We start from the raw sequence: 25,283 nt of genomic DNA, 5'->3' as shown, positions 1-25,283 counted from the left end.
TCGGGTGCTGAAGCACAGCCTTACACCACTACCGGAGCGGATGCTCGCCGGAGCAAGCACCCGGGCAACCAGCAGCCGATTGGGGCGGATGACGGTTTTGGCGCTTCCCTTCGCATTTTTGTGCTTATCTATTTTGCACTTCCTTATGAACAACTACCTCGTCGGCCTGATGGCTACCGCCGCGCTAGGCCTGGGCGCCTGCCAGTCCAACACTTCGCCAGCAACTGAAACTTCTACGCCGGGGGGCACGGCCGCTCCGGTCCTCACGCCGGGCCCCTGGCGCGGGGTGCTGGCGGCCCAGGGCCGGGAAATCCCGTTTCTGTTCGAGGTGAAAACCGAAGCCGGCAAGCCGGTGGTCTACCTCATCAACAAAGGCCTGGACGGGGAAGAGCGGCTGCGCTGCGAGGAAATCTTGTCGGCGGGCGACTCCACCACCATCCGGCTGCACGTGTTCGACGCGGCGCTGGTGGTACGGACCGACGGCCCCAACAAGCTGAAAGGCCACTGGGTAAAGTACGATGCCAAAACGCCGTACCACGTGCCCCTGACGGCTGCCCAAGGTCCGCAGCCGCTGTTCCCCCCGACCGATCGGAATTCCCGGGCGGAATTTGGCGGCACCTGGCAGACCACGTTTACCGACGAGACCGGTACGAAATACCCGGCAGTGGGCATTTTCAAGCAAACCAATGGCGAGGTCACCGGCACCTTCCTCACCACGACCGGAGACTACCGTTACCTAAGTGGCGACGTGAACGGCCAGGAATTAAGGCTGGCCACTTTCGATGGTAGCCACGCCTTTTTGTTCACCGCCACGCGCAACAGCGACACCAACACCATCATCCACGGCGACTTCTACAGCGGCAAGGCCGGCCACGAAACCTGGACGGCCCGCCTCGGTGGCCCCGCTAAGCTGCCCGATGCCGACGCCCTTACTTACCTCAAAAAAGGAGAAAGCCGCCTGAACTTCAAGTTTCCCAACGTGTTCGAGGGCGGCGCCATCTCCCCTACCGACCCCAAGTACCAGGGCAAGGTGGTGGTGCTCCAGATCCTGGGCTCGTGGTGCCCCAACTGCCTGGACGAAACCAACTTCCTGGCTCCCTGGTACGAGAAAAACAAGGCCCGCGGCGTGGAAGTCATTGGCCTGGGCTACGAGCGCAGCGCCGACTACAAAGTGGCCTCGGCCCGGCTGCGCAACATGCGCACGCGGCTGAACGTCGGCTACGACGTGGCGGTGGCCGGCGTAAGCAACAAGGACTCGGTGGCGAAGTCGTTGCCGCAGCTAGCCAAGTTCCTGGCTTTCCCCACCACCATCTTCCTCGACAAAAAAGGCAACGTACGCAAGATTCACACCGGCTTCGCCGGGCCCGGCACCGGCAAATATTACCAGGAGGAAATTGCCGCCTTCAACCAGGAGGTGGATAAGCTGCTGAAAGAGTAACCCCAGGCCGCGGCAGGAGCCCGGAAGAAATAAGTTAGACTACGCGATAGCCTAAGACCCGAGCCGTACGTATCCGTAGAAGTTATAGACCACTGTGCTTGTGGTAGTTTCCTTCTTTATTTTTTCACTCATGAAAAACATCCTAGTGCCTACCGATTTTTCGGCCGAAGCCCACCACGCCTTCGCCGTAGCCCTGCAACTGGCCCAGCACACGGGCGGTAGCGTGACGCTGCTGCACGTGTTGGAAGCCCCCGAGGCCACCACGGCCAACTTTAGCGCTTTCGGCGGGCCGGTGAACGGCGGTGAACTGCCCAACAGCAACGGTGGCATCGACGAAATATTCATCATTCGGCTGATGGAGGTGACCAAGGGCCGGCTGCACGCCCTGAAGAACGAAGCCTCCAGCCTGGCTCCGGGCGTGCCGGTGAGCGACGCCGTAGAGGTGGGCCGGATTGGCGACGGCATTCTGCAAGCCATCGAGCGGCATGGCACCGACCTGGTAGTCATCGGCGCGCAGGGCCGCGGCGCCATGGAGCATTTTTTCGTGGGTTCCAACACCGAACGGCTCATTCGGCTGGCCCCCTGCCCGGTGCTCACCGTGAAACACCAGGCAGCTGAATTCGCGGTGCGCACCATCGTTTTCCCCTCCGACTTCTCCGCCGAAACGGCCGGGGCTCTCGCGGGCCTGCGCCAGGTGCAAGCCACTTTCCCCAACGCGGCGCTGCACCTGGTGCAGGTGGTGTCGGGCGGCGAACCCGCCGACCAGCAGCAGATCGAAGCCTTCGCGGAACAAAACCACCTCAGCAACTACCACATCGCCGTCTTGGATGCGGCCAGCATTAGCACCGGCATCGAGCAGTACGCCCAGCAGGTGCAGGCTGATTTGGTGGTCATCCCCACCCACGCCCGTTCCGGCCTAAGCCGTTTTCTGCAAACCAGCATCGCCGAAACTGTGGCCACCCATGCCTTTCCGCCGGTGCTCACTTATCACTTATGATCAGAGTGGTATTTTAAACGATGAGTCACTATAGCTATATTTTACGGAGTGAACCAACTGAGTTAACCTTCTTCGACACGCTGCGAGTAGCTTTTGATCTTATAAAAGATGAGTATGGACTAGAATTCAAATACGCATTTTTTGAGGAGGGAGCTAACGATCTTGGTCGCCACGTTTATTGGGAAACAGGCAAGCAGGCTATTCTCAGCTTAGTTGAAGACTTGGCTACGCCTGTACGCTACTTAATGATCGAGGCGGCAACGCGAGCAGAAATGGAACGCCTTGGAGGGTGTTTGAAAGACCTCCTGCCTGTTATCTCCCTCGAAGAACTCCAGGAAGAGGCACGCCAAAAAATGATGGATGATCCGCAAACCTTAGTGCGAATGGCAATAGGCACAGGGAAGTTATTCGACCCCACTTCATTGGAAATTCTGCGGAGTGGATTACAGTGTGATGATGATATGGTTCGTTTCAGAGCAGCGGCAGCAACCAGCTTCACAGAATGGACGGATTTTTTACCAGATCTGATTCAGATGAGTCAAAACGACCCCAGCCCTGAGGTACGGAAGATGGCTTCTCTAGCAGTGGAGGCTTGTCAAAGAAGCTTATAATTCCAAAAATATTAAAGAACCTAATTTACTGCCCCCGAAGTATCAATTTCATTTCAAAGCATAGATTTAACACGTAGTAGATAATCTATCCTCATCTTCTTCAAATACTCAATCAGAGAAATTGAAAGAATTAAACTAATACCAAATTAATATTTTCAAATAATTTAATTTGATGGGTACAAAAACCTAGACTCATGGCGTTTAAATATGGGGGATTAATTTAATTCATTCAGCATTTCTTCTTGTATGATATTTTTTCTAGAAGAGAGGTTCGGCAATCCTGAACTATTACAATTAAGTAGTTATTAGGTGGGGTGGAACAATAGCAAGCCTACAGATTTTGAATCTTATATGAAGATGCGATTTGTAACACGAGGGATTAGAGGAGCCAGAAAAGAGATATACAACGAGTACCGAGGAGATAAGCAAACTGATACTCCCAAATAGTGCAGTACAAATTAAAGCTTAAACGATGCTTTCTACTACAATCACGCAAATTCTCGCAAATTCCTCACTCACAGTTGACGAAAAAGTTGAAAAGATAACCGGGGAGCTTCATTCTTACCCAGATAAAGGAATTGCAGAAAGCATTGAGTTTATCATGAACACGGATGATGCTAATGCGGCTAGCTATCCAGCAAACTACCTAGCTTTATTACCAAATCTGCAAAAGGAGAAAAGGAAAGTAGTTGAGAATATTCTTGATAGCAAACCATATCTTATGTCTGCCATTACTAATCTGGTTAAACAGTTACCAGATGATGTTATAGAACGATTAATTGACGATTATTTCAAGGATTCTTCATCAAGTGATTTATACAATGTGATTTTTGAAGCCGCCAGCTTTTTTCCAGAAAAACTGCATACGCACGCACCGCGAATAGAACATAAGTACATCAAAGAATTAATTTTACCAGGAGGACCAGATAGCTGGGTAGATGATTTAGTTAATGAATATCTGAAAAATAAAAGCCCGGAGTATCTAAAACAACTGGCAGGGCTCCGGACCGATAAAGCCTTAGATGCGCTCCTTACTCTAGCCCCGAGGGTTCCAGAGGAAGACCTAGCACAGCTTTATGCGTATATAGAAAGTTCAGGGGTATTTCCAAATACACGATTGGCTTCTGTCTATTTTCAAAGTTATCGTGGCTATGTTGTATCGCGCGGTGAAAGTCCTCATCATATGGGAGGAAGTTTTCCTCATCCGGTACCCAAATGCCTGGTGACAAATACACCAGCTAATCGCATTCTCACGTTAGATGTGTCACAAGTAGATTTAGAGATCGAAAGTGCATATAATCCCAGCTTTTTCTGGTATGAAAGCGATTACTCACCAGACTGCCTTTATGTGCGGTTTACGGAAGACGGTCTCCAAGGAATAGCAACTCCAATGACTGATGGAGAAGTGGGAACGGGCCTCATTCCTGGAGAACTGGCGCTGAAACTGGAAGCGTATCCCTTAAAATATGGTCGTGGAGGTTCAGCAGTTCCTGGGTACTCAAATCATCAAGTGGGCGGCTATCCTTCTCTTATGCGGTTCGAGCGTTTTCCCCGCTGCGCCGTCTGTGGTAAAGGAATGAGGTTTTTAGTCAGCATTGATAGTGGAATGACTCCCTTTGGCAGATTAGGATTCGATGGAATCCTTTATGGATTTTGGTGTGACGATTGTGCCGTTTCGTGCACCTATCGTCAAAGCGATGATTTCGACTAAAGGTTGTCTCCGCATCATCTGATAAATTTTATAAGATCTACCTTTGTAAATTTTTGACGATACGATTGCTCATGCTAAACATCATCAACTTTTAGAAGGCCGTTTCCAAAATCTAACCGCTCGTATAGTGACGTTAAGGATAAATACATGAAGGAATCTGACAAATATTTTGAGGAAGATGTTCCTTCCCAGAAGCTTCACCTTATTAACCAAATTAAAAGTCATAAAATATCGAGATTGGTGCGGTACAGCACATGGTCTCCGGAAAAAGCTATACGAGTTCACGGAATCCCTCATTCTTCACTTTTCCGTCTAATAAATGGCCCATTACTCATGACGCTGGAATCAGGTCTAACTATAGGGTTTGCCAGTCTTCCGGAACTGGTATCTATTATTGTATGGGTCGAAGAAACAGAATCTGGTGAGCATGGTGATGAAGGACTGATTTCCGAAGACAGCACACTTTTTCCGATAGATAGCTACGACCCAACTTATAGTGAAAATTTAATAGGGCAATTGATAGGGAAGCAGGTAGTCAGAGTCAAACTAATTAAGCGTAGTCCCAAAAGTGTCAGAGTGGCTAGCCGTCCTTGCGAAGTCGGGCTCGTTTTCGAGTTAGAAGGCGGCTTTGAGTTCATTTTATCACATGGGCTACACAATTGCTCAGATGATTTCGCTATTATTTACAGGCAGGAAATAGATCCCTATTTTCAGAAAGAGATTCAGGAAACAATAATTTAGACCATAAAGTAATTGAATCCCGCTTCACCTTCTACGTAAGCTCACAACTCTACCAGCGCATCGTACCCAAGGCATTATTTCATCTTAAACCAGGGCTGCACTGCTAGTTAAGTTAAGATAAGCTGACGTGCTTGTAAAAATCTCCAGATTAAACAGCTATTGAACTTGAGGATTAGCTATGGATATTAGCAAACAGATGATTGGTTTCCACCTGCGTATCGTAACATTGGCATACTTTGGTGAACACGACGATGTGCCCGATGATGTTGCAGGATACTATGAATACGTGGAGGCCATGAAGCAGCAGGTCATTTGGCGATCTCGATGCGCTGAAGCTAGCCTTTGAACACATCCTGAAAAACCCAACAATTGATACCGTAATCCTTTCGCAAGCAAACTTTCCGTATGAGGAAGAAGTGCGGGAGATTATTCGGTACGCTTGGGAGACGATCTGGCCGGATGCCAACCCGCTCCTGCCCGGTCCGGGTGTAAGGCTCGTAGATATACCTTGGAGTGAATGGCGTACCCACCAGGTTTAATCTTATCAGACAAGGCAGAAAATATGAACTGTGAAAAGGTAATTGCTGGAATCCTAGGTATGCTTGATGTCGATTATGAAAGCCCCGCTCAAATGAATGAGCTAGTGAATAAATGTTCGACTATGTTATCTCAACTCGCAGAGGAATGTTCCGAAACGCTACTGCAATTTGGTCAGGACTTATTAGAGCGCTCTAATGAATCCGAAGATATGAAGTACAAGTTTCAATTGATTCTGAAATCCCTGGCTCAACGCCACCAGCCTGGTGCTTTAGAACTCAATATAGCAGCCCTTTTAAGTCGAAACATCAGGGATAAGGAGGCTTATATTGACCTGATAGAAACGTTTAAAAGTTCACGAGCAATTCCCGCACTGATTCATGCCATTAAAACGGATAATTCGGTTGGAGAGGATGAGGGGTTAGTACGTTATAAAGCAATAGAAGCGCTTTGCTCAGTAGGCACAAAAGAAGTGGCGTCAATTATAATTCCTTACGTGAAAGATTCTGTCTACCGTGTAAGAGGAGCTGCTATTAATTTCTTACGCAAATTTGATATTTCTGAAGCGGCCCCTGTTATTGCTGAGTGGCTTAGCCAGGAAGAAAACCCTACTAATCTTGAATACTGCATTGCTGCCTTAGTGCATTGGAAACAGACGGGTAGTTTACCTGAACTAAGAGAAATTCTAACCAGTGGATGGATTTATAATGATAAAGATCTTCAAAGAAGCGTATCAGAAGGAATCTTAGCGCTTGAAGCAATAAATAAGGGGTTATAGATTTTTGAGAAGCATAAATAAACCCTGTTAATTATTGTTACTATGCGGTTAAAATATAGGAAACTCTTTTGGTCAGCATTTTAAGCAAATAAAGGCATCATACTATGATGATAGCACTCAGCACAGTACTCAATGTTTCTACCCGTTCGCGCAGCAGCTTGTCTAATCAAGCAGAGCGACCGTGAGGCATATTATCAAATAATTATGCATTGCAGAAAAATATGATTAAAAATCATTTTCACATCACAAAATGAAAGAGATACTCTTAGTAGAAATCGAATATAAAATGCTCAACACGCGAAATTGGGCAAAAATCAAGCTGACACCGGATGAATATTTTGAAAAAATCATAACTGATGAGGACATAAATCTGAACTCAGAGCGCTTAAATGTGGAATATGACTTTGATTCTGTTCCCAAATACTTTCATGCGGTAGAATATATCGGCTGCAAGCTTTCTGAGATTGAACACACCAAGCTACTAATAGTAGGCCCATCCAAAAATATCACGCTTATTCGATCAGAGACCTTTTGGAATGGAGGAAGTAATAGACTTATTTCAACTCAATATTTGGGAGTTGAAAAACCCAGCCATGAGATTTTGGTTGAGACTGTTATCAATAACATACCACTAACTGTACAACAGGTTAGCTTTCTGTTAGAAGAAAATCTTCCTAAATGCCCGCATCAATTACTTATTCAATGCCATGAAGATGGTAGCGAAAGCATTTTATCAGAGGTCTGATCCAGCAGCGAATGAGTGCAGAATGATCACCACGTATTTGACAGCTAAGCACTGATAGTTAATCGTTTGACGTAGTCATCAGCAACCGCAGCAAAGTGGTCGGAACGTCGTACGCCGCATAATTGGAGCGCTGGCGGACCTCGGCGACGTGCGACCGACTGGGTTCGCGTTTCTGACACGGGCGTTGTACGAGGCACATCCGTTCAGTACCTGGGCCAGGAGACCTAGCGCCCGTTGGCAGCACGCCACCGACCCGCGCCAACGGGTACTTGCCAATCTACCTTTTCCCGCCTCTAGCGCCGCCGCAGCCGGACCTGAAAATCGTTTTTCGGCCGCAGCGTAATCAGGGGCTTCGCTGTTACCGGTGCCTGGCCGGCCACCCACTCCACCTCGAACTGCCGCAGCAGCTCCAGCGCAACAAGCTGCATTTCGGTCAGGGCGAACTGCATGCCGATGCACAGGCGGGGCCCGCCGCCAAAGGGCACGTAGGCAAAGGGCGGCCGGGGCGGGCCCTGGCCGGGAGCGAACCGAGCGGGCCGGAACTCCTCGGGTGCGAGCCAGTACTTCTCATTGTGGTGCAGCCCGTGCACGTAGAGCGAAAACAACGTGCCCTTGGGGATGAGCAAGCCGTTGTAGGTATCATCGGCCAAGGCCAGGCGGTCAATCATCCAGGCGGGCGGGTACCGGCGCATGGCCTCCTGCACGGCGTACAGGGCCCGGCCCAAGTGAGGGAGGTCGTCGAAGGTAGGCGGCCGACCGGCGAGGGTAGCGTCCGCTTCGGCTTGGATGGCGCGAGCCTCTTCAGGATGGTGGGCCAGCAGGTAGATCAGCCAGGTGAGGGCGTTGGCACTGGTTTCGTGGCCCGCCACCAGCAGGATGAGCGCCTCATCGAGCACTTGGGTTGGGGTCATGGGCTCGCCGGTGTCCTCGTAGCGCACGTCGAGCAGCATTTGCAGCAGGTCGTCGGGCGGGATGGCGTTGGGCCCGGCATTGGCCTGCTGGCGCTGCGCGATGTAGCGCCCGAGCAATGCGCGCAGCTCCGACGCCAGCGCATCGTGGTAGCGAAACTGGCCCCGCAGCTTAAGCCACGGCTGCAGGTAGGGCTGCCGGATGGAGCGCACGAAAAACGCCTGAATTTCCGTCAGCAGCCCCGCCAGGCGGTCGAGCTCGGCTTCGGGGAAGTTGGTGCTGAACACCGAGCGGGCAATGATGCGGAAGGTGAGCCGGGTCATCAGCTCGTGCACCTCCACGGTTACGGTGCCCCCCGCCCGTCCGGCCTGGGCCACCAGCGGAGCCAGGGTTTCGGCCGTTATCTCTTGCATTAGGCCGGTAAGCCCCGCCACTCGCGGCCGGTGAAACCCGGGTTGAATGAGCCGACGCTGGCGCAGCCAGTCGGGCCCTTCATTGGTGAGCAGGCCGTGGCCGACGTAGCGCGAAAATCCTTGCGTATACTTCGACTTGACGTAGTTGCGGTGGTTTTTCTGTAAGATGTGCTGCATCAGGCCAGGGTCGCGGGTCAGGATGCTCTTTTCCACCCCGCCGACGAACAGCTCCACCGTGTCGCCGTGCCGGGCCAGGATTTCGTCTATCACTGGTAACGGGTCCCTGGCCAGCGCCACCGAGCGCAGCAAAGAGTGCCAGCGCGACACTCGCGGCAGCGAAGCCGGTGACAATTTCTCCGAAGCTTCTACCTCATTCATAAGCCGGGACCGCAACCAGATGCGGCGCCCAAAAGTAACCCGGCCCGCGGTGGATTCATCTTTTTTCAAACCACTCGCGTAAACCCAACCGGGCGGCGCCCACCTATCTCCTCTTTACTCCCAAACCCTTTCTCCCATGTGGATTCAGCAAAACCCCAGCACACCCGTGCCCCTCGCCGACTTACAAGGCCGTAGCGTGGGCCTCAAGTTCGAGTGCGAGCACTGCCACACCGAAGTCTTTACCGACCTGCTCGGCGTGCCCGCTCCCAACGACCAAGCCGATTCGCCCGAACACACCGGAAACCGCGAAATCGAAGAAGTGAAGTGCCCCGGCTGTGAGATGAAACACTCCCTCGAAGTAGACAGCACCTTCGACGGCGTGACCTTCAAGGTGAGCGATGCCAAATCCGTAAGCTACCAGGTGGCCTGAACCACGGATTCGCTCGGATTATTCGGATTCCACGGATTTTGTGGACAAAGCAAAAAGGCTCCCTATTGAGGAGCCTTTTTAGTGCAGGCTTCATTTAGCCAGATGAGAGCGACGTCCACGAAATCCGTGGAATCCGAATAATCCGAGCGAATCCGTGGTCTATTTTTCCCGCTCTATCGTGTAATTGATTAGCTGTTCCAATGAGGTACGGCTCGGCGACTCGGGGAAAGTGTGGAGAATGGCCAGCGCCTCGTCTCGATATTGCCGCATGGTGGTGATGGCGTAATCCAGGCCCCCTGATTGCTTCACGAAGTCGATTACCTGCTGTACCCGGTCGCGGTGGCCTTCGTTGTTTTTTACGTTGAAAATAACGCGCCGCTTCTCGAGCCAGTTGGCTTGCTGCAAGGCGTAAATCAGGGGCAGCGTCATCTTCTTCTCCTTGATATCGATGCCCACGGGCTTGCCTATTTCGGCGGCGCCGTAGTCGAATAAGTCGTCCTTGATTTGGAAAGCGATTCCGACCTTCTCGCCGAACAGACGGGCTCGCTCAATCGTCTCTTTATCGGCACTGACGGAGGCCGCGCCGACGGCGGTGCAGGAGGCAATCAGGGAAGCCGTTTTCTGCCGGATTATATCAAAGTAGACGTCTTCAGTAATATCCAGCTTGCGCGCTTTTTCAATTTGCAACAACTCCCCTTCGCTTAACTCACGCACCGCGTTGCTCACAATTTTCAGTAAATCGTAATCGTCGTTTTGCAGGGCCAACAGCAGGCCGCGCGACAACAGGTAGTCGCCGACGAGTACGGCAATTTTATTCTTCCAGAGCGCATTGATGGAGAAGAAACCGCGGCGGTAGTTGCTTTCGTCCACTACGTCGTCGTGCACGAGCGTGGCGGTATGCAGCAGTTCAATAAGGGCCGCCCCGCGGAAAGTCGCATCGGGGAGTGGAGCGGGGGTAGTGGGTTCGGGGCGGGTGGCGCGGGCTGTGAGAAACACAAACATCGGCCGGATCTGCTTGCCTTTGCGCTTCACGATGTAGCCCATTATCTTATCGAGCAGCAGCACCTTAGTGCGCATCGACTGACGGAACTTGTGCTCAAACTCTTCCATTTCGGCCGCGATAGGCGCCTGGATCTGGTCGAGGGAGAGAGTAGTAGGATGATGGGGCATTGCGGCGACAATGATACGGCAGGCCGGACGATATAGACGATATAACGGTCCACCTGGGGTGGGGCGGTAAGCAGTGGTCTGCGGTTCTCCCCTACCTTCGCTTTATGCTCACCCACGCCCCTTTTCTCCTAACCGGCACGCGCCACGGCCGGGCCTTCGAAGCCGATGCCACCTACCTAGCCGATGGCCGGGCCAAGCCCGTTGTTTTGTTCGTGCACGGGTTCAAGGGGTTCAAAGACTGGGGCCACTTCCCGCTGCTGGGCGATTTCTTCGCGGAGCGCGGCTTTGTCTTCGTGAAGCTTAACCTCTCGCACAATGGCCTGGTAGTGGGCGGCACCGGCGATCTGGAAGATCTGGAAGCGTTCGGCCGCAACAACTTCAGCATCGAGCTCGACGATATCGGCCAGGTAATCGACGCTCTTTTCACGCCCGGCGCCCTACCCATTGCCAGCGCCGAGCTGGACCTGACCCGGCTGTTCTTGGTGGGCCACAGCCGGGGCGGGGGCCTGGTGCTGCTCAAAGCGGCCGAGGACCCGCGGGTGCGGGCCGTGGCTACATGGGCCGCCATTGCCGATGCCGACCAACGCTGGCCCCAGTCGGTACTGGATGAGTGGCGGCGCACGGGCGTGCTGTATGTGCCCAACACGCGCACCGGCCAGCAATTACCGCTGCACTACCAGATCCTGGAAGACTACCTGGCCAACCGGTCGCGGCTCGACATTTCGCACAACGTGCGGCGACGGCTCCACCAGCCCCTGCTGCTGGTGCACGGCGACGAAGACGAAACCGTGCCCCTGTCCGCGGCCCACACTCTGCACCAACTCCGGCCCAACGCCGAGCTGCTGGTGGTGCCGGGGGCCACGCACATGTTTGGCGGCGCCCACCCCTGGCCTGCCGCCACCCTGCCCGAGCCCGCCCAGCTTATTGCCGAGCACACCGCCGATTTCTTCCAGCGCCAGGCGTGAGCTCAGCGATAACGGCCTACCTGCTGCTCGGCAGCAACCTCGGCGACCGGGCCGCGCTGCTGCAGACGGCCCGGGCCCATTTAGAAGCCACCGCTGGTGAAATACTACTAACCTCGGCCCTGTACGAAACGGCGGCCTGGGGCCGCGAAGATCAACCCGCGTTTCTCAACCAGGCGCTGGCGGTTCGTACCCGACTATCGGCAAGCCAGCTCTTAGACCAGTGCCTGGCCGCCGAGCGCCACGCCGGCCGTGAGCGACACAAGCGCTGGGGCAGCCGCACCCTCGACGTGGACATTCTCTTGTACGGGAACGCCATCATCACCCAGCCCGGCCTAACCGTGCCGCATCCGCGCCTGGCCGAGCGACGCTTCGCCCTGGCCCCGCTGGCCGAAATCGGCGGGCAGCTGCAGCATCCGGTGCTGCGGCGAAGCGTGGCCGAGCTGCTGGCTCAATGCCCCGACCCGCTGCCCGTACACTACCTGCCGGGCTAACCATTGCGGCCCCCGCCTGGAGTGGCTCAGCAAGCCCTACGGAGCCTACCCAATGGTGGCCGCGGGCACAATCTTCTTCACCAGGCCCTGCAGTACCTTGCCGGGCCCACACTCCACGAATTCGGTGGCCCCATCGGCGGCCATGTGCTGCACCGACTGGGTCCAGCGCACGGGCGCGGTAAGCTGGCGCAGGAGGTTAGCCTTAATCTCGGCCGCCGACGAATGGGGCTGGGCGTCCGCGTTCTGATACACCGGGCAGCGGGCTTCGCCAAAGGTTGTTTTCTCAATGGCTTCGGCTAAAGCGGCGGCGGCACTTTGCATGAGCGGCGAGTGGAAGGCTCCCCCCACGGGCAACGGCAGGGCCCGCTTGGCCCCGGCGGCTTTCAGGGCTTCGCAGGCCTTGGTTACCCCCTCGGTTGAGCCGGAAATAACGAGTTGGCCAGGGCAATTGTAATTGGCCGCTACCACGACGTCGCCCGCCGTGGTGATGGCCTGGCAAATGCGCTCCACCGTGGCATCGTCGAGGCCTAAAATAGCGGCCATGGCGCCGGGCTGCTCCTCACAGGCTGCCTGCATGGCCTGGGCCCGACGGGCCACCAGCAGCAGAGCATCCTCGAAGCGTAACACGCCGGCCGCCACCAGGGCCGAGAACTCTCCCAGGGAGTGGCCGGCCGTCATGACGGGCCGCAGCTCGGGCCGGGCGACAAATTGCGCCACCGAATGCACGAAAATAGCGGGCTGGGTCACATCCGTGCGGCGTAGATCTTCCTCGGAGCCGCTGAACATGATATCGGTGAGGCTGAAGCCCAGGATGTCGTTGGCCTGCGTTAGCAGTGCGCGGGCCTCCAGGCTTTGGTCGAACAGCTCTCGAGCCATGCCCGGAAATTGGCTGCCCTGGCCCGGAAAGACGACGGCGGTTTGGAGAGAATCAGAAGGGCTGGTAGGGTTCACGAAGCAGACAGTTGGTTAAGACATTACTCGTTGCCGACCACTGGTTTACTATTGAAGCTCACTCGATCAGGCAAGTAAATTCAACAACCAGCAGCGCAAAACCCGCCCGCGATAGGGCGGTTGGGGCCGCAAGCTGCACAAAAGCCGCCAACCTTACAAATCGACCCAAAAAAGGCCGCTGCGGATGCAGCGGCCTTTTTAAATGTTTTGCGAAGGTGTTAGCCGTCCTTATCGGACAATTTCGACCCATCCTTTGTAAGAGCGCCGGGTGGCCGCCGCGTCCGCGAACTCAACCTCGGCCAGGTAGTAGTACACCCCGTCCGGCACCCGGCTGCCCCGGCCCGTCTCCCCGGCCTGGCTGCCCCCGCCCCAGTTGATGAGCACCCCATCCGACCCGCTCGTCGTGTTCTCGAACACGCGCACCCCCCAGCGGTTGAAGGCCTGGAACCGCACCCGCCGCACCGGGCTGTAATTCTTGGGCCGGAACACCTCGTTCTGCATGTCCCCGTTCGGAGTGAAGATGTTGGGCAGCACAAAGAACACGCAGTTGTCCTGGCAGGCCACATTGCTCGTGTCGCTCACCACCCCGCTGGCCCCCACCGCCTGCACCGCGTAGCACCCCTGCGAGAAGGACAGCCCCTCGTGCACGAAGCTCGTCTGCCCCGTCGTCGTCAGCAGCGCAAAGCGCCCCGTCAGCGTGGGCCGGTAGTAGAGCCGGTAGCCGACCACCCCCGCATCGCAGCCCGCCGGCTCGGCGCTCAAGCGCCAGCTCACGCGCTGGCGGTAGGCCCCGCCCCCGGTCGGAAAGACCGGCAGCGCGGCCAGGCTGTCGCAGTTGAGCGGGGCCAGGCGCAACACCGGCCGGCAGGGCGGGCTGATGAGCAGCGCGCACTGCTGCTGGCTGCGGTTGTCCAGCGCCCGCAAGTACGGAATGCTCGCGTACTGCCCCCGCGTGCGCACATAGTAGCAGTAGGTCTCCCCCTTGACCAGGCCCGGGCCCGTGTCCAGGTAGCTGCCCCCCCCCGCCCCGGTCGGGGCCGGGCCCACCAGCACGAACGCCCCGCTCAGGCCCGCACGCCGGTAGACCTGCACCGGTTCGGCCGTGTTGTCCCAGGGCACCTGATACGTCCAGCTCACCTGCATGCCCGTCGCCGCGGCCGTCGGCACCACGCTCACCCGCACGCTGCTGGCCGGCGCGGCCACCTCCCGCACCGGGGGCGTGCCGTCGGCGAAGGTGCGCACGAACTCGAGGCGGTAGGTGTATTGGCGCTGCTCCGTGTTCAGGTTCGTATCTGTGTAGCACGTGTCCAGCAGCGAGGAGAGCGTGGCGACGGGCACGAACGCCGCGGGCGCCGGGCTCAGCCCCTCGGCCCGCGAGAGCACGTAGCTGGGCGTGCCCGGCAGCGGCAGGGCCCCGCCCCGAGGCTGGGTCCAGCACACCTGGATCTGCCCGCTGCTGACACTCGTCGCTTCCACGTCCACCTTGATGAGCTGGGCCGACCGCCCCGGAAAAGTCAGGCACACCTCCCGCGAGGCGATGCTGGCCCCGCCGGCCGGCAGCGGAAACTCGGCATAGATGCGGTAGCAGTACGTCTTGCCCCGCTCCAGCCCCTGGCGCACGCCCCCGGCCGACACGTTCTCGTCCACGAACACGCTCTGCCCCGCGCTCACCTGCCCCACCCGCTCGTAGCCGGCCTCGGCCGGGATGCCCGTCTGGCAGGGCCCGGGCACGAACGAGGAAGGGCCCTCCTTGCGGTAGATGTAAATGGTCTGGGCGTTGGCGCAGGTGTAGGGGTCCCACGTCAGGCGCGCGGCATTCAGGCCCGTGACCACGGGCTGAGCCTGCAGGTTCTGCGGGGGCGGGCCCACGACCGTGATGCGCCAGGGCTTCTCGTCGATGAGCGGCGGGTTGTTGGCCGTGGCCGGGCTGGGCGTGTCCTGGGCCTTGAACACGACCAGGTACGGCAGCCGGGCCACGCTCTGGCACGTGGTCTGCCACTCGAACGTGCCCTGGGCCTGGGGCGGGCCGGCGGCCGTCTGCTGGAAGGTGGCCGGGGGCAGGATGCCCGAGTAGGCGAACAGGCTCACCGCCGTGGCCGGGCTGCTGGGCGAGGAGCCGTCGACGGCCGTCACCGTGGCCCGGACCCGTTCGCCGGCCACCACGCACAGGTCGGGCGGCACGGTGATGGTTGGCCGCAAGTTTGTCGTGCCCGACACAATAATCTGCATGTCCCGTATCACCTCCCCGATTTTCTGACGACCACCGGGGGTGCGCCGCCACTCTTCTACCACCATCGCCACGTTATAAACGCCGACCCTCTCGGGAGCATTCCAGGTAATCTGGCCGGTGTAGGGGTCCTGCACGAAGATGGCCGCGCTGCCGGGCACACCCGCCGGAATCCCCGAGTAAGGCACTTGCAGTGGTACGGAACCCGTGATGGCCGGGTCGTTGGGATAACGGAAATTGGGCACATCCCTCGGAATAGGAGTGTTGTCGCCAGTAGCTCCGGGGCACGGCGGACCCACGATATCACTCGCCAGCGAGTTCACTTTTTGGCTGGTGCGCAAGCGGAAGGCCAGGGAGTCGCCATCGGCATCAAAGGCTGCCGGGTTGTGCAAAAATACCTGGCCCCTAGCTCCCTTGTCTATGGCTGGGGCCGTGAGTACCGGCGAGCGGTTGCGCCCCAACGACGGGCTTATCGTGATACTCGTGCTGATATAGAATGACTGGTTAACTGAATTTTCCATGTTCAGCACTCCTTCAACCCGGTTTTCGCCAATAAAGTGGACGGTAAAGGTGCCGCTAGAAGGATAAGTATGCTCGAACAGGTAGATGTTGATATTGGTGTCGGGGCTCCCGGGTACGGCGCGCTCGATTACGCGGGGCACTCCATTATTGCAACTCGACGTCCCATCGCCAAAAAAAATGGTGGCGGCGGGCTGTTTGCCCGGCGCACTAGGGTCGGTATAGAGGACCATCCTAAAAAAGATGCGCCGGGGGTTGGGGCTGGCAGTCGTGTCTGACTTGGCCTGGATGTCGCCGGCCCGGATGTGAGTGGCCCAGGCGGCCTGGGGTTGGGCGCTCAGCCCGGCCAGCAGCACGAGTACGAGTTGCACCACCCGCATCAGTCCCCAGCCCCGAAATGGAAAAATTTGTATCATATCAACTCAGTGACCAGAGATTAAAGAGAAGGGTTCAGGCTTTTCTAGCTTAATTAATAAGGTAACAAGGCGAGGACAAGATAGGCAAATCAGCAATAGCACGGGCCATCTACTGAATAACAACCTATCATACAGCACTCTGCTCGCAAACCACTCGGTCTGCCTCTACAATTGGCGTTGCAAGCTAAACCCTAATCACCCCCACAAATCAAACCAAGAAAAGCCGCTCCTATTATGAAGCGGCTTTTCTTGAAATACGGATACGTACGCAGTTCGTTCCGCGCTTGACGGATGAATCCGTCCTTATCGGACAATTTCGACCCATCCCTTGTAAGAGCGCCGGGTGGCCGCCGCGTCCGCGAACTCAACCTCGGCCAGGTAGTAGTACACCCCGTCCGGCACCCGGCTGCCCCGGCCCGTCTCCCCGGCCTGGCTGCCCCCGCCCCAGTTGATGAGCACCCCATCCGACCCGCTCGTCGTGTTCTCGAACACGCGCACCCCCCAGCGGTTGAAGGCCTGGAACCGCACCCGCCGCACCGGGCTGTAATTCTTGGGCCGGAACACCTCGTTCTGCATGTCCCCGTTCGGAGTGAAGATGTTGGGCAGCACAAAGAACACGCAGTTGTCCTGGCAGGCCACATTGCTCGTGTCGCTCACCACCCCGCTGGCCCCCACCGCCTGCACCGCGTAGCACCCCTGCGAGAAGGACAGCCCCTCGTGCACGAAGCTCGTCTGCCCCGTCGTCGTCAGCAGCGCAAAGCGCCCCGTCAGCGTGGGCCGGTAGTAGAGCCGGTAGCCGACCACCCCCGCATCGCAGCCCGCCGGCTCGGCGCTCAAGCGCCAGCTCACGCGCTGGCGGTAGGCCCCGCCCCCGGTCGGAAAGACCGGCAGCGCGGCCAGGCTGTCGCAGTTGAGCGGGGCCAGGCGCAACACCGGCCGGCAGGGCGGGCTGATGAGCAGCGCGCACTGCTGCTGGCTGCGGTTGTCCAGCGCCCGCAAGTACGGAATGCTCGCGTACTGCCCCCGCGTGCGCACATAGTAGCAGTAGGTCTCCCCCTTGACCAGGCCCGGGCCCGTGTCCAGGTAGCTGCCCCCCCCCGCCCCGGTCGGGGCCGGGCCCACCAGCACGAACGCCCCGCTCAGGCCCGCACGCCGGTAGACCTGCACCGGTTCGGCCGTGTTGTCCCAGGGCACCTGATACGTCCAGCTCACCTGCATGCCCGTCGCCGCGGCCGTCGGCACCACGCTCACCCGCACGCTGCTGGCCGGCGCGGCCACCTCCCGCACCGGGGGCGTGCCGTCGGCGAAGGTGCGCACGAACTCGAGGCGGTAGGTGTATTGGCGCTGCTCCGTGTTCAGGTTCGTATCTGTGTAGCACGTGTCCAGCAGCGAGGAGAGCGTGGCGACGGGCACGAACGCCGCGGGCGCCGGGCTCAGCCCCTCGGCCCGCGAGAGCACGTAGCTGGGCGTGCCCGGCAGCGGCAGGGCCCCGCCCCGAGGCTGGGTCCAGCACACCTGGATCTGCCCGCTGCTGACACTCGTCGCTTCCACGTCCACCTTGATGAGCTGGGCCGACCGCCCCGGAAAAGTCAGGCACACCTCCCGCGAGGCGATGCTGGCCCCGCCGGCCGGCAGCGGAAACTCGGCATAGATGCGGTAGCAGTACGTCTTGCCCCGCTCCAGCCCCTGGCGCACGCCCCCGGCCGACACGTTCTCGTCCACGAACACGCTCTGCCCCGCGCTCACCTGCCCCACCCGCTCGTAGCCGGCCTCGGCCGGGATGCCCGTCTGGCAGGGCCCGGGCACGAACGAGGAAGGGCCCTCCTTGCGGTAGATGTAAATGGTCTGGGCGTTGGCGCAGGTGTAGGGGTCCCACGTCAGGCGCGCGGCATTCAGGCCCGTGACCACGGGCTGAGCCTGCAGGTTCTGCGGGGGCGGGCCCACGACCGTGATGCGCCAGGGCTTCTCGTCGATGAGCGGCGGGTTGTTGGCCGTGGCCGGGCTGGGCGTGTCCTGGGCCTTGAACACGACCAGGTACGGCAGCCGGGCCACGCTCTGGCACGTGGTCTGCCACTCGAACGTGCCCTGGGCCTGGGGCGGGCCGGCGGCCGTCTGCTGGAAGGTGGCCGGGGGCAGGATGCCCGAGTAGGCGAACAGGCTCACCGCCGTGGCCGGGCTGCTGGGCGAGGAGCCGTCGACGGCCGTCACCGTGGCCCGGACCCGTTCGCCGGCCACCACGCACAGGTCGGGCGGCACGGTGATGGTTGGCCGCAAGTTTGTCGTGCCCGACACAATAATTTGCATGTCCCGTATCACCTCCCCAATCAGCCGCCGGCCGCCCGGGGTGCGCCGCCATTCCTCGACAACCATCGCCACGTTGTAGAATCCGATGGCCACGGGGGCGTTCCAGGTAATCTGGCCGGTGTAGGGGTCCTGCACGAAGATGGCCGCGCTGCCGGGCACACCCGCCGGCACCCCCGAGTACGCCACTTGCAGGGGCGGATTACCCGGACCCGTGATGACCGGGTCGTTAGGGTAGCGAAAATTAGTAGCCGTTTGGGGGGCAGGCTGATTGTCGCCGGTGCCACCGGAGCCGCCCGGGCACGAGCCCAGGGTGCCGTCGATACCCGCGGGTACCTGCTGGCTGGTGCGCAAGCGGAAGGCCAGGGAGTCGCCGTCGGCATCAAAGGCCGCCGGGTTGTGCAGAAACACCTGATTCACCCCGGCCTTGTCCACGGCCGGAGCCGTGAGCACTGGCGAGCGGTTGCGCCCCAGCGATGGGTCGAGCGTGATGCGCGTGCTGATGTAGAACGATTGATCCAGCGGTCGGTCTATGTTCAACGCCAGGTTGCGGTTTTCGCCGATGTAGCTAACCGTGAATGTACCGCTGGAGGGGTAAGTATGCTCGAAGTAATAGATGTTGACGCTGGTATCGTTGTTGCCGGGAATCGACCGCCGCCCTCCGAAGCGAGGCACGCCATCCCGGCAGCTCGAGGTGCCGTCGCCGTAAAAGATGGTAGCAAAGTCGGCCGTTACCGGCGAGCTATTATCTGTGTAGAGCGTCAGCTTAAAAAAGACACGACGCGGGTTGGGGTTAATCGTAGTGTCGATTTTAGCCTGGATGTCGCCGGCCCGGATATGGGTGGCCCAGGCCAGCCGGGGCTGGGCGCTGAGCCCCGCCAGCAGCACGAGCACGAGCTGCGCTACCCGCAGCCCCCCCCCACTCCGAAATGGAAAAATTTGTATCATATCAACCTGATAACGAGGAATAAAAAAACCGCAGCATTCGTCTCATCCGCAACCGATGAGCCCTGGTACGGGCCCAACATTTGGCGGGGGCAGCAAGTTATTGCCTAACGCGCTCAGACGGCGAAACGATGCGTGACCCGAATAGGAATCACCCTCTCAATGCCAAATTTTGGCGAAAAGAGTTCCACTGCTATCCATTGGGCCGCACTTTGTTCGGTTAGCGGGTGCGGCCTACCTTTGAGCGCAATAAACGCACTCCTTCACTTCCCCAGTTTGGTTACTTTATGAGTTGGATAACAAAAACACTAACCAGCAGCATCGGCCGGAAGCTAATAATGTCAATTTCCGGCCTGTTTCTGTGCACGTTTCTAGTAGTCCACGTAGTTGGAAACCTGCAGTTGTTTAAGCACGACCAGGGCGCGGCATTCAACGCTTACTCGCACTTTATGGGTACCAATCCCATCATTCGCACCATTGAATGGGTTCTGGTACTAGGTTTTGGTTTTCACATTTACGAGGCTTTCGCGCTCGTCCGCCGCAACAAAGCGGCCCGGGGCCACGGCTATGCCCAGTGGAAAGCCGAGCAAAACTCGGAGTGGACCTCCCGTAACATGGGCCTGCTGGGTACCATCATCCTGATTTTCCTTATCGTACACCTGTACAACTTCTTCTGGCGCGCCCGTTTCGGGGGCCTCGAAAAAATAGGGGGCGACAACCCCGAGATTAGCGACTACGACAACTTGTATCTGGCCGTCGTGTCGTCGTTCCACATCTGGTGGTACGTGCTGCTGTACGTGGCCGCGCAAATCAGCCTCGGCTACCACCTCTGGCACGGTTTCCGTTCCGGTTTTCAGACCCTGGGCTTGAACCACCGCAAGTACATGCCGGTTATTAAATACGCGGGCTACGTGTTCTCCGTGGTGGTTTCGGCGGCCTTTGCGTCCATGCCCCTGTACTTTTATTTGTTCACCAACGAGCAGGGCGAGCTGGCTGCCAATGCGCCTTCGCTCATTCACGCCGTGACTTCCGCTTTCTAATTGCTGGCGGACCATAAAAATAGCCATTTGCCGCTAACACCTGGCGGGTTGCGCTGTTGTTCTTGGTGCAGTTCAATCCGTCATACCCTCACTCCGTTATCCTATGCTGTTGGATTCTAAAATTCCCGAAGGCCCTCTCGCCGAAAAGTGGGAGAAGCACAAGTTCAACGTCAAGCTTGTGAACCCCGCCAATAAGCGGAAATATGACGTGATTGTGGTCGGCACCGGCCTGGCCGGAGCCTCGGCTGCCGCCTCCTTGGCGGAGCTGGGCTACAACGTGAAAGCCTTTACCTACCACGACTCGCCCCGCCGCGCGCACTCCATCGCGGCGCAGGGCGGCATCAACGCAGCTAAAAACTATCAGAACGACGGCGACTCGGTCTTCCGCTTGTTCTACGATACCATCAAGGGCGGCGACTACCGGGCCCGCGAAGCCAACGTGTACCGCCTAGCGCAGGTGTCGGTGAATATCATCGACCAGTGCGTGGCCCAGGGGGTGCCCTTTGCCCGCGAGTACGGCGGGCTGCTGGCTAACCGCTCCTTCGGGGGCGCGCAGGTGAGCCGCACATTCTACGCCCGCGGTCAAACCGGGCAGCAGCTGTTGCTGGGTGCTTACTCGGCCCTGAGCCGGCAGGTAGCCTACGGCAAGGTGAAGCTGTACACCCGCTCGGAAATGCTCGACCTGGTGGTGGTAGACGGCAAGGCCCGCGGCATCGTCACGCGCCACCTGATTACCGGGGAGGTGGAAACCCACGCGGCCCACGCCGTCGTGCTGGCCACCGGCGGCTACGGCAACGTGTTCTACCTGAGTACCAACGCTAAGTACTGCAACGCTACGGCGGCGTGGCGGGCCCACAAAAAAGGCGCCTTCTTCGCCAACCCCAGCTTCACCCAGATTCACCCAACCTGCATCCCGGTGAGCGGCGACTACCAGTCGAAGCTCACGCTGATGTCGGAATCGTTGCGGAACGACGGCCGGGTGTGGGTGCCCGCCACCGTGGAGCTGGCCGAGCGCCTGCGCAAAGGCGAGATCAAGGCCACCGACATCCGGGAAGAAGACCGGGACTACTTCCTCGAGCGCAAGTACCCCGCTTTCGGTAACCTGGTGCCGCGCGACGTGGCCTCGCGCAACGCCAAGCAGATGTGCGACGAGGGCCGGGGCGTGGGCAGCAGCGGCTTGGCCGTGTACCTCGACTTTGCCGACGTTATCAAACGTACGGGCGCCGAGGCGGTGAGCCAGAAGTACGGCAACCTGTTTGCCATGTACGAGAAAATCACCGACGAGAACCCCTACGAGCTGCCCATGCGCATCTACCCCGCGGTGCACTACACCATGGGGGGCTTGTGGGTCGACTACAACCTGCAAACCACGATTCCCGGCCTTTACGCCACGGGCGAGTGCAACTTCTCCGACCACGGGGCCAACCGCCTGGGGGCTTCAGCGCTGATGCAGGGCCTGGCCGATGGCTACTTCGTGATTCCCTACACCATTGGCGACTACCTGGCGCAAATACCACCCAAGCCGGTCGATGCCAACCACCCCGCCTTCGCGGAGGCCAAAGCATTTGTGCAAGCCCGCACCGAGCGGCTGCTCAGCATCAACGGCACCCGTACGCCGGGCCAGTTCCACCGGGCGCTGGGCCACATCATGTGGGAGTATTGCGGCATGGCCCGTAACGCGGAAGGCCTCACCCACGCCAAAGCCGAGGTTCGAAAGCTGCGCAACGAGTTCTGGCAGGACGTGAAAATCGTGGGCTCCGGCGAAGAAATGAACCAGGCCCTGGAAAGCGCCGGCCGCGTGGCCGACTTCCTAGAACTGGGTGAGCTAATGATTGACGACGCCCTGCACCGGAACGAGAGCTGCGGCGGCCACTTCCGCGAAGAGTACCAGACCCCCGATGGCGAAGCCCTGCGCGACGACGAGAACTTTGCTTACGTGGCGGCCTGGGAGTACTTGGGGGACAACCAGCCCGAGCGCCTCAACAAGGAAGAACTCATTTTCGAAAACGTGAAGCTCACGCAAAGGAGCTACAAATAAAACTAGCGTTCAGGCTGAGCGCAGCGCAGGATCTCGCGGGCGGCAGTAATCTTACACCTTAAATTTAGCACGGCGCGTGAGCTGCTTCGGCAAGCTCAGCCTGACGTTTTTACTACCATGGCTGGAAATAGCAACGGCAAACCAATGAACCTGACCCTGAACGTGTGGCGCCAACCAAACCGCCACACCGAAGGAAAAATGGTCGAGTACAAAGTGAAGGATATCTCGCCCGAGATGTCGTTTCTGGAAATGCTCGACGTGCTGAATGAAGACCTGCTGCACGCGGGTAAAGACCCGGTTGCATTCGACCACGACTGCCGCGAGGGCATCTGCGGCTCGTGCGATTTATTTATCAATGGCCGCAGCCACGGTCCGGAAAAGGGCACCACGACTTGCCAGCTGCATATGCGCAAGTTTTCCGATGGCGATACCATCACCATCGAACCCTGGCGCGCCAATGCCTTCCCGGTGAATAAGGACCTGAGCGTGGACCGCTCGGCCTTCGACCGGATTATTCAGGCCGGGGGCTACGTCAGCGTTAACACCGGCGGCGTGCCCGATGGCAACGAGATTGCCATTCCCAAAGAAATTGCTGACCGCGCTTTTGAGGCGGCTACCTGTATCGCCTGCGGGGCCTGCGTCGCCGCTTGTAAGAATGCTTCGGCCATGCTGTTCGTATCGGCCAAGGTGTCGCAGCTGGCCCTGCTGCCGCAAGGGCAGCCCGAGCGCAAAACCCGCGTGGAGAACATGGTGGCCCAGATGGACAAGGAAGGCTTCGGGGCGTGCTCTAACATTGGTTCCTGCGCCGCCGAGTGCCCGGTGGGCATCTCGCTCGAAAACATTGCCATCCTGAACCGCGAGTTTATTGCGGCCAAGGCTACGTCTAATAACCTAGCGTAGGCATAAGCGCTGAAGCATTGAGAAAGCGCGGCGGTTACTCGTCGCGCTTTTTTCATATCCATTTTTCCTGCTGCTGGAAGCCAATGGCTGGTGCTCCCTTCTGCGCTATTCCGCACCGAAGCAGGAGTTCCTTTGCATTTCTTCGCGCAGCTTGGATACCAGCCGCGTTATCAAGCCGCCCTAACAATGCTATCGGGGCGAATGCCAACGCCGGCCGACAACTTTAGCCGCGAGCTTCACCAATGGCGGCACCATCGGGAAGGCCAAGTAGCCCTGCGTGGTCAACAGGGCGCTTTTTAAAGACAAGGCTTACTGTACTTCATGTCTCTGCTACCCACCCGTACCCTGCCTCTGCTCTACGCCATCATCCTGCTCGACGTGGTGGTGGGCGCAGTAGTGGGGCCGGTGCTGCCGGATTTTGTGCGCGGGCTGCGGGAGCCGCAGCTGTGGCTGTCGGTGGGCACCGGGCTGTTTCTGGGGGTGCAGCTGTTTTCGTCGCCGCTGCTGGGGCGGCTGAGCGACGGCTATGGGAGGCGGCCCATCTTTATTCTGTCGGCGGTGGGTACCCTGCTGGCTAATGCCTTGCTGCTGCCGGTGCGGGCGGGGCTGTACTTCGTCAACCGCATATCGGATGGCCTGACCAATGGCATGTATGCCGCGGCCCGCTCGGCCATCACCGATGTTTCGGCCCCGGACCGGCTGTTTCGCAACCTGGGCATGGAGGGGGCCATCATTTCGTTAGGCTTCGTGCTGGGTCCAATGGCAGCGGGCCTGCTGCTTACGGTTCTGCAAGTGCCCCCGGAGCAGCAGGCCCGCTACGTAGTGCGGCTGGCCGTGGCCCTGGCTGGCCTGAACGTGCTGCTGAGCGGATGGCTGCCCGAAACCCACCGGCAACGCAACAACGTGCGAGGCGCCGAGCTTCGCACCGAGCTGGGGCAGGCCGTGAACCCGCTTACCCTATGGGCCCGGCTCCAAGCCAAGAACGCCAGCAACCCCGGCATCCGGCGCATCGTGCTCACGCAGGTGGCGCTCACGCTTAGCACCGGATATTACTTCTACTTCGTGGCTTTTGTCAGCCTGGGACCGTTACAGCTCGATGCGCGCAGCATCTCCTACCTGTTCATGTATTTCGGGGGGCTCAGTATTGCCTTAAACTATGGGTTCTACACCTACTTGGCCGACCGCCTCAACCAGCGCCGGGCCATCGTGTGGCTGGCGGCGCTCGGCACCCCCGTGCTGCTTGGTTACGGACTGGTGGGCACTTCCAAGGCTGCTTTTTACACGCTGGTCACCCTCGATTGCTTCACCCTTTCGTTGATTCAGGGGCTGCTGGAAGGCCGCCTGGCCCGCCACACCACCGACGCCGACCGCGGCGAGATTTTTGGGCTGAACCAAGCTTTTCAGGCCCTGGCCAGCTTTGCTACGGCTCTGGTTTTTGGCGGGTTGTCGGTGGTGGATTTACGGCTGCCGTGGGCGTGGTTCGCGGCCTGCCTGGCAATGGTGGCCTGGCTGGCGGCGCGGCGGGAGCGAACAATTTTGACACCCTAGAGCCGATGGTCAGGGCAAGGCCACGGGCCAGACAATAGGGCGCGTCAGGAGGGCTGACTGACGCATGGTGGGCGGCGGAGATTC

The 25,283-nt window shown here is 58.5% G+C and carries 19 protein-coding genes; 14 read left to right on the top strand and 5 right to left on the bottom strand.

Translation table 11 applies throughout. The features are described 5' to 3' along the window. Positions 1 to 145 precede the first annotated feature (145 nt). The 7 genes from IC235_RS13550 (at position 146) to IC235_RS13520 (ending at position 7,558) form a co-directional block, all read left to right on the top strand. A complete protein-coding gene (locus IC235_RS13550) occupies positions 146 to 1,438 on the top strand; it encodes a peroxiredoxin family protein (RefSeq protein ID WP_223847286.1) in 1,293 nt (430 codons plus the stop codon). 130 nt (positions 1,439 to 1,568) lie between these two features. Next, on the top strand, positions 1,569 to 2,435 hold the full coding sequence (locus tag IC235_RS13545) for a universal stress protein (RefSeq protein ID WP_191005718.1): 867 nt from the start codon (positions 1,569 to 1,571) through the stop codon (positions 2,433 to 2,435). A gap of 20 nt (positions 2,436 to 2,455) precedes the next feature. After that, the gene (locus tag IC235_RS13540) at positions 2,456 to 3,046 is read left to right on the top strand and encodes a HEAT repeat domain-containing protein (protein ID WP_191005717.1); all 591 of its coding nucleotides are present in this window, start codon (positions 2,456 to 2,458) and stop codon (positions 3,044 to 3,046) included. A 472-nt stretch (positions 3,047 to 3,518) separates the two neighbouring features. After that, positions 3,519 to 4,757 (top strand): hypothetical protein, encoded by a 1,239-nt coding sequence (locus tag IC235_RS13535; protein ID WP_191005716.1) that lies wholly within the window; start codon positions 3,519 to 3,521, stop codon positions 4,755 to 4,757. Between the two features lie 147 nt (positions 4,758 to 4,904). Further along, positions 4,905 to 5,498 (top strand): hypothetical protein, encoded by a 594-nt coding sequence (locus IC235_RS13530; protein ID WP_191005715.1) that lies wholly within the window; start codon positions 4,905 to 4,907, stop codon positions 5,496 to 5,498. 517 nt (positions 5,499 to 6,015) lie between these two features. Then, complete coding sequence (locus IC235_RS13525; protein WP_191005714.1) at positions 6,016 to 6,813, top strand: HEAT repeat domain-containing protein; 798 nt, start codon at positions 6,016 to 6,018, stop codon at positions 6,811 to 6,813. Positions 6,814 to 7,063: 250 nt separating this feature from the next. Next, positions 7,064 to 7,558 carry a hypothetical protein gene (locus IC235_RS13520; protein ID WP_191005713.1) on the top strand — a complete coding sequence of 165 codons (495 nt, stop codon included), beginning with the start codon at positions 7,064 to 7,066 and terminating at the stop codon, positions 7,556 to 7,558. Positions 7,559 to 7,851: 293 nt separating this feature from the next. Here the strand turns inward: IC235_RS13520 and IC235_RS13515 are convergent, their stop codons facing one another. After that, a complete protein-coding gene (locus tag IC235_RS13515) occupies positions 7,852 to 9,258 on the bottom strand; it encodes a cytochrome P450 (RefSeq protein WP_191005712.1) in 1,407 nt (468 codons plus the stop codon). Positions 9,259 to 9,394: 136 nt separating this feature from the next. On the opposite strand from IC235_RS13515, the gene IC235_RS13510 reads away from it, so the two are divergent. Further along, a complete protein-coding gene (locus IC235_RS13510; RefSeq protein WP_191005711.1) occupies positions 9,395 to 9,688 on the top strand; it encodes a hypothetical protein in 294 nt (97 codons plus the stop codon). A 159-nt stretch (positions 9,689 to 9,847) separates the two neighbouring features. Here the strand turns inward: IC235_RS13510 and IC235_RS13505 are convergent, their stop codons facing one another. Further along, positions 9,848 to 10,858 carry a polyprenyl synthetase family protein gene (locus IC235_RS13505; RefSeq protein WP_223847285.1) on the bottom strand — a complete coding sequence of 337 codons (1,011 nt, stop codon included), beginning with the start codon at positions 10,856 to 10,858 and terminating at the stop codon, positions 9,848 to 9,850. 104 nt (positions 10,859 to 10,962) lie between these two features. Here IC235_RS13505 and IC235_RS13500 point away from each other — a divergent pair, with 104 nt between their 5' ends. Together IC235_RS13500 and folK are read left to right on the top strand one after the other, a co-directional pair. Further along, positions 10,963 to 11,823, top strand: a complete 861-nt coding sequence (locus IC235_RS13500) for an alpha/beta hydrolase family protein (RefSeq protein WP_191005710.1) — start codon at positions 10,963 to 10,965, stop codon at positions 11,821 to 11,823. Continuing rightward, the gene (folK, locus tag IC235_RS13495) at positions 11,820 to 12,314 is read left to right on the top strand and encodes a 2-amino-4-hydroxy-6-hydroxymethyldihydropteridine diphosphokinase (protein WP_191005709.1); all 495 of its coding nucleotides are present in this window, start codon (positions 11,820 to 11,822) and stop codon (positions 12,312 to 12,314) included. Before IC235_RS13500 ends, folK begins: the two co-directional genes overlap by 4 nt. A gap of 45 nt (positions 12,315 to 12,359) precedes the next feature. On the opposite strand, the gene fabD is transcribed toward folK, so the two are convergent. The 3 genes from fabD to IC235_RS13480 all read right to left on the bottom strand — a co-directional run bounded on the left by fabD (position 12,360) and on the right by IC235_RS13480 (position 19,676). Further along, complete coding sequence (fabD, locus tag IC235_RS13490) at positions 12,360 to 13,265, bottom strand: ACP S-malonyltransferase (protein ID WP_317173578.1); 906 nt, start codon at positions 13,263 to 13,265, stop codon at positions 12,360 to 12,362. A gap of 228 nt (positions 13,266 to 13,493) precedes the next feature. Next, positions 13,494 to 16,427, bottom strand: coding sequence for a T9SS type B sorting domain-containing protein (locus tag IC235_RS13485; RefSeq protein WP_191005708.1), 2,934 nt, complete (start codon positions 16,425 to 16,427; stop codon positions 13,494 to 13,496). 303 nt (positions 16,428 to 16,730) lie between these two features. After that, on the bottom strand, positions 16,731 to 19,676 hold the full coding sequence (locus tag IC235_RS13480; protein ID WP_191005707.1) for a T9SS type B sorting domain-containing protein: 2,946 nt from the start codon (positions 19,674 to 19,676) through the stop codon (positions 16,731 to 16,733). A 335-nt stretch (positions 19,677 to 20,011) separates the two neighbouring features. Between IC235_RS13480 and IC235_RS13475 the strand changes: the two genes are divergently transcribed. The 4 genes from IC235_RS13475 (at position 20,012) to IC235_RS13460 (ending at position 25,199) form a co-directional block, all read left to right on the top strand. Next, on the top strand, positions 20,012 to 20,713 hold the full coding sequence (locus IC235_RS13475; protein WP_240540731.1) for a succinate dehydrogenase cytochrome b subunit: 702 nt from the start codon (positions 20,012 to 20,014) through the stop codon (positions 20,711 to 20,713). A 103-nt stretch (positions 20,714 to 20,816) separates the two neighbouring features. Beyond that, positions 20,817 to 22,751, top strand: a complete 1,935-nt coding sequence (locus IC235_RS13470) for a fumarate reductase/succinate dehydrogenase flavoprotein subunit (protein ID WP_191005705.1) — start codon at positions 20,817 to 20,819, stop codon at positions 22,749 to 22,751. Between the two features lie 144 nt (positions 22,752 to 22,895). Further along, positions 22,896 to 23,651 carry a succinate dehydrogenase/fumarate reductase iron-sulfur subunit gene (locus tag IC235_RS13465; RefSeq protein ID WP_191005750.1) on the top strand — a complete coding sequence of 252 codons (756 nt, stop codon included), beginning with the start codon at positions 22,896 to 22,898 and terminating at the stop codon, positions 23,649 to 23,651. A gap of 321 nt (positions 23,652 to 23,972) precedes the next feature. Further along, on the top strand, positions 23,973 to 25,199 hold the full coding sequence (locus IC235_RS13460) for an MFS transporter (RefSeq protein ID WP_223847284.1): 1,227 nt from the start codon (positions 23,973 to 23,975) through the stop codon (positions 25,197 to 25,199). Positions 25,200 to 25,283 lie beyond the last annotated feature (84 nt).

The organism is Hymenobacter montanus (assembly GCF_014699115.1).
In the GTDB taxonomy this organism is placed as follows: domain Bacteria; phylum Bacteroidota; class Bacteroidia; order Cytophagales; family Hymenobacteraceae; genus Hymenobacter; species Hymenobacter montanus.
This window is presented reverse-complemented; position numbering and strand designations above follow the sequence as displayed.

Excerpts from the sequence above, each read along its gene's own strand:
- IC235_RS13475 (WP_240540731.1), top strand. The coding sequence starts at position 20,012 with ATGTCAATTTCCGGCCTGTTTCTGTGCACGTTTCTAGTAGTCCACGTA.
- IC235_RS13465 (WP_191005750.1), top strand. The coding sequence starts at position 22,896 with ATGAACCTGACCCTGAACGTGTGGCGCCAACCAAACCGCCACACCGAA.
- IC235_RS13550 (WP_223847286.1), top strand. The coding sequence starts at position 146 with ATGAACAACTACCTCGTCGGCCTGATGGCTACCGCCGCGCTAGGCCTG.
- IC235_RS13460 (WP_223847284.1), top strand. The coding sequence starts at position 23,973 with ATGTCTCTGCTACCCACCCGTACCCTGCCTCTGCTCTACGCCATCATC.
- IC235_RS13535 (WP_191005716.1), top strand. The coding sequence starts at position 3,519 with ATGCTTTCTACTACAATCACGCAAATTCTCGCAAATTCCTCACTCACA.
- IC235_RS13485 (WP_191005708.1), bottom strand. The coding sequence starts at position 16,427 with ATGATACAAATTTTTCCATTTCGGGGCTGGGGACTGATGCGGGTGGTG.
- IC235_RS13510 (WP_191005711.1), top strand. The coding sequence starts at position 9,395 with ATGTGGATTCAGCAAAACCCCAGCACACCCGTGCCCCTCGCCGACTTA.
- IC235_RS13540 (WP_191005717.1), top strand. The coding sequence starts at position 2,456 with ATGAGTCACTATAGCTATATTTTACGGAGTGAACCAACTGAGTTAACC.
- IC235_RS13545 (WP_191005718.1), top strand. The coding sequence starts at position 1,569 with ATGAAAAACATCCTAGTGCCTACCGATTTTTCGGCCGAAGCCCACCAC.
- IC235_RS13530 (WP_191005715.1), top strand. The coding sequence starts at position 4,905 with ATGAAGGAATCTGACAAATATTTTGAGGAAGATGTTCCTTCCCAGAAG.
- IC235_RS13470 (WP_191005705.1), top strand. The coding sequence starts at position 20,817 with ATGCTGTTGGATTCTAAAATTCCCGAAGGCCCTCTCGCCGAAAAGTGG.
- IC235_RS13505 (WP_223847285.1), bottom strand. The coding sequence starts at position 10,858 with ATGCCCCATCATCCTACTACTCTCTCCCTCGACCAGATCCAGGCGCCT.
- IC235_RS13515 (WP_191005712.1), bottom strand. The coding sequence starts at position 9,258 with ATGAATGAGGTAGAAGCTTCGGAGAAATTGTCACCGGCTTCGCTGCCG.
- IC235_RS13480 (WP_191005707.1), bottom strand. The coding sequence starts at position 19,676 with ATGATACAAATTTTTCCATTTCGGAGTGGGGGGGGGCTGCGGGTAGCG.
- IC235_RS13520 (WP_191005713.1), top strand. The coding sequence starts at position 7,064 with ATGAAAGAGATACTCTTAGTAGAAATCGAATATAAAATGCTCAACACG.
- IC235_RS13500 (WP_191005710.1), top strand. The coding sequence starts at position 10,963 with ATGCTCACCCACGCCCCTTTTCTCCTAACCGGCACGCGCCACGGCCGG.
- IC235_RS13525 (WP_191005714.1), top strand. The coding sequence starts at position 6,016 with ATGGCGTACCCACCAGGTTTAATCTTATCAGACAAGGCAGAAAATATG.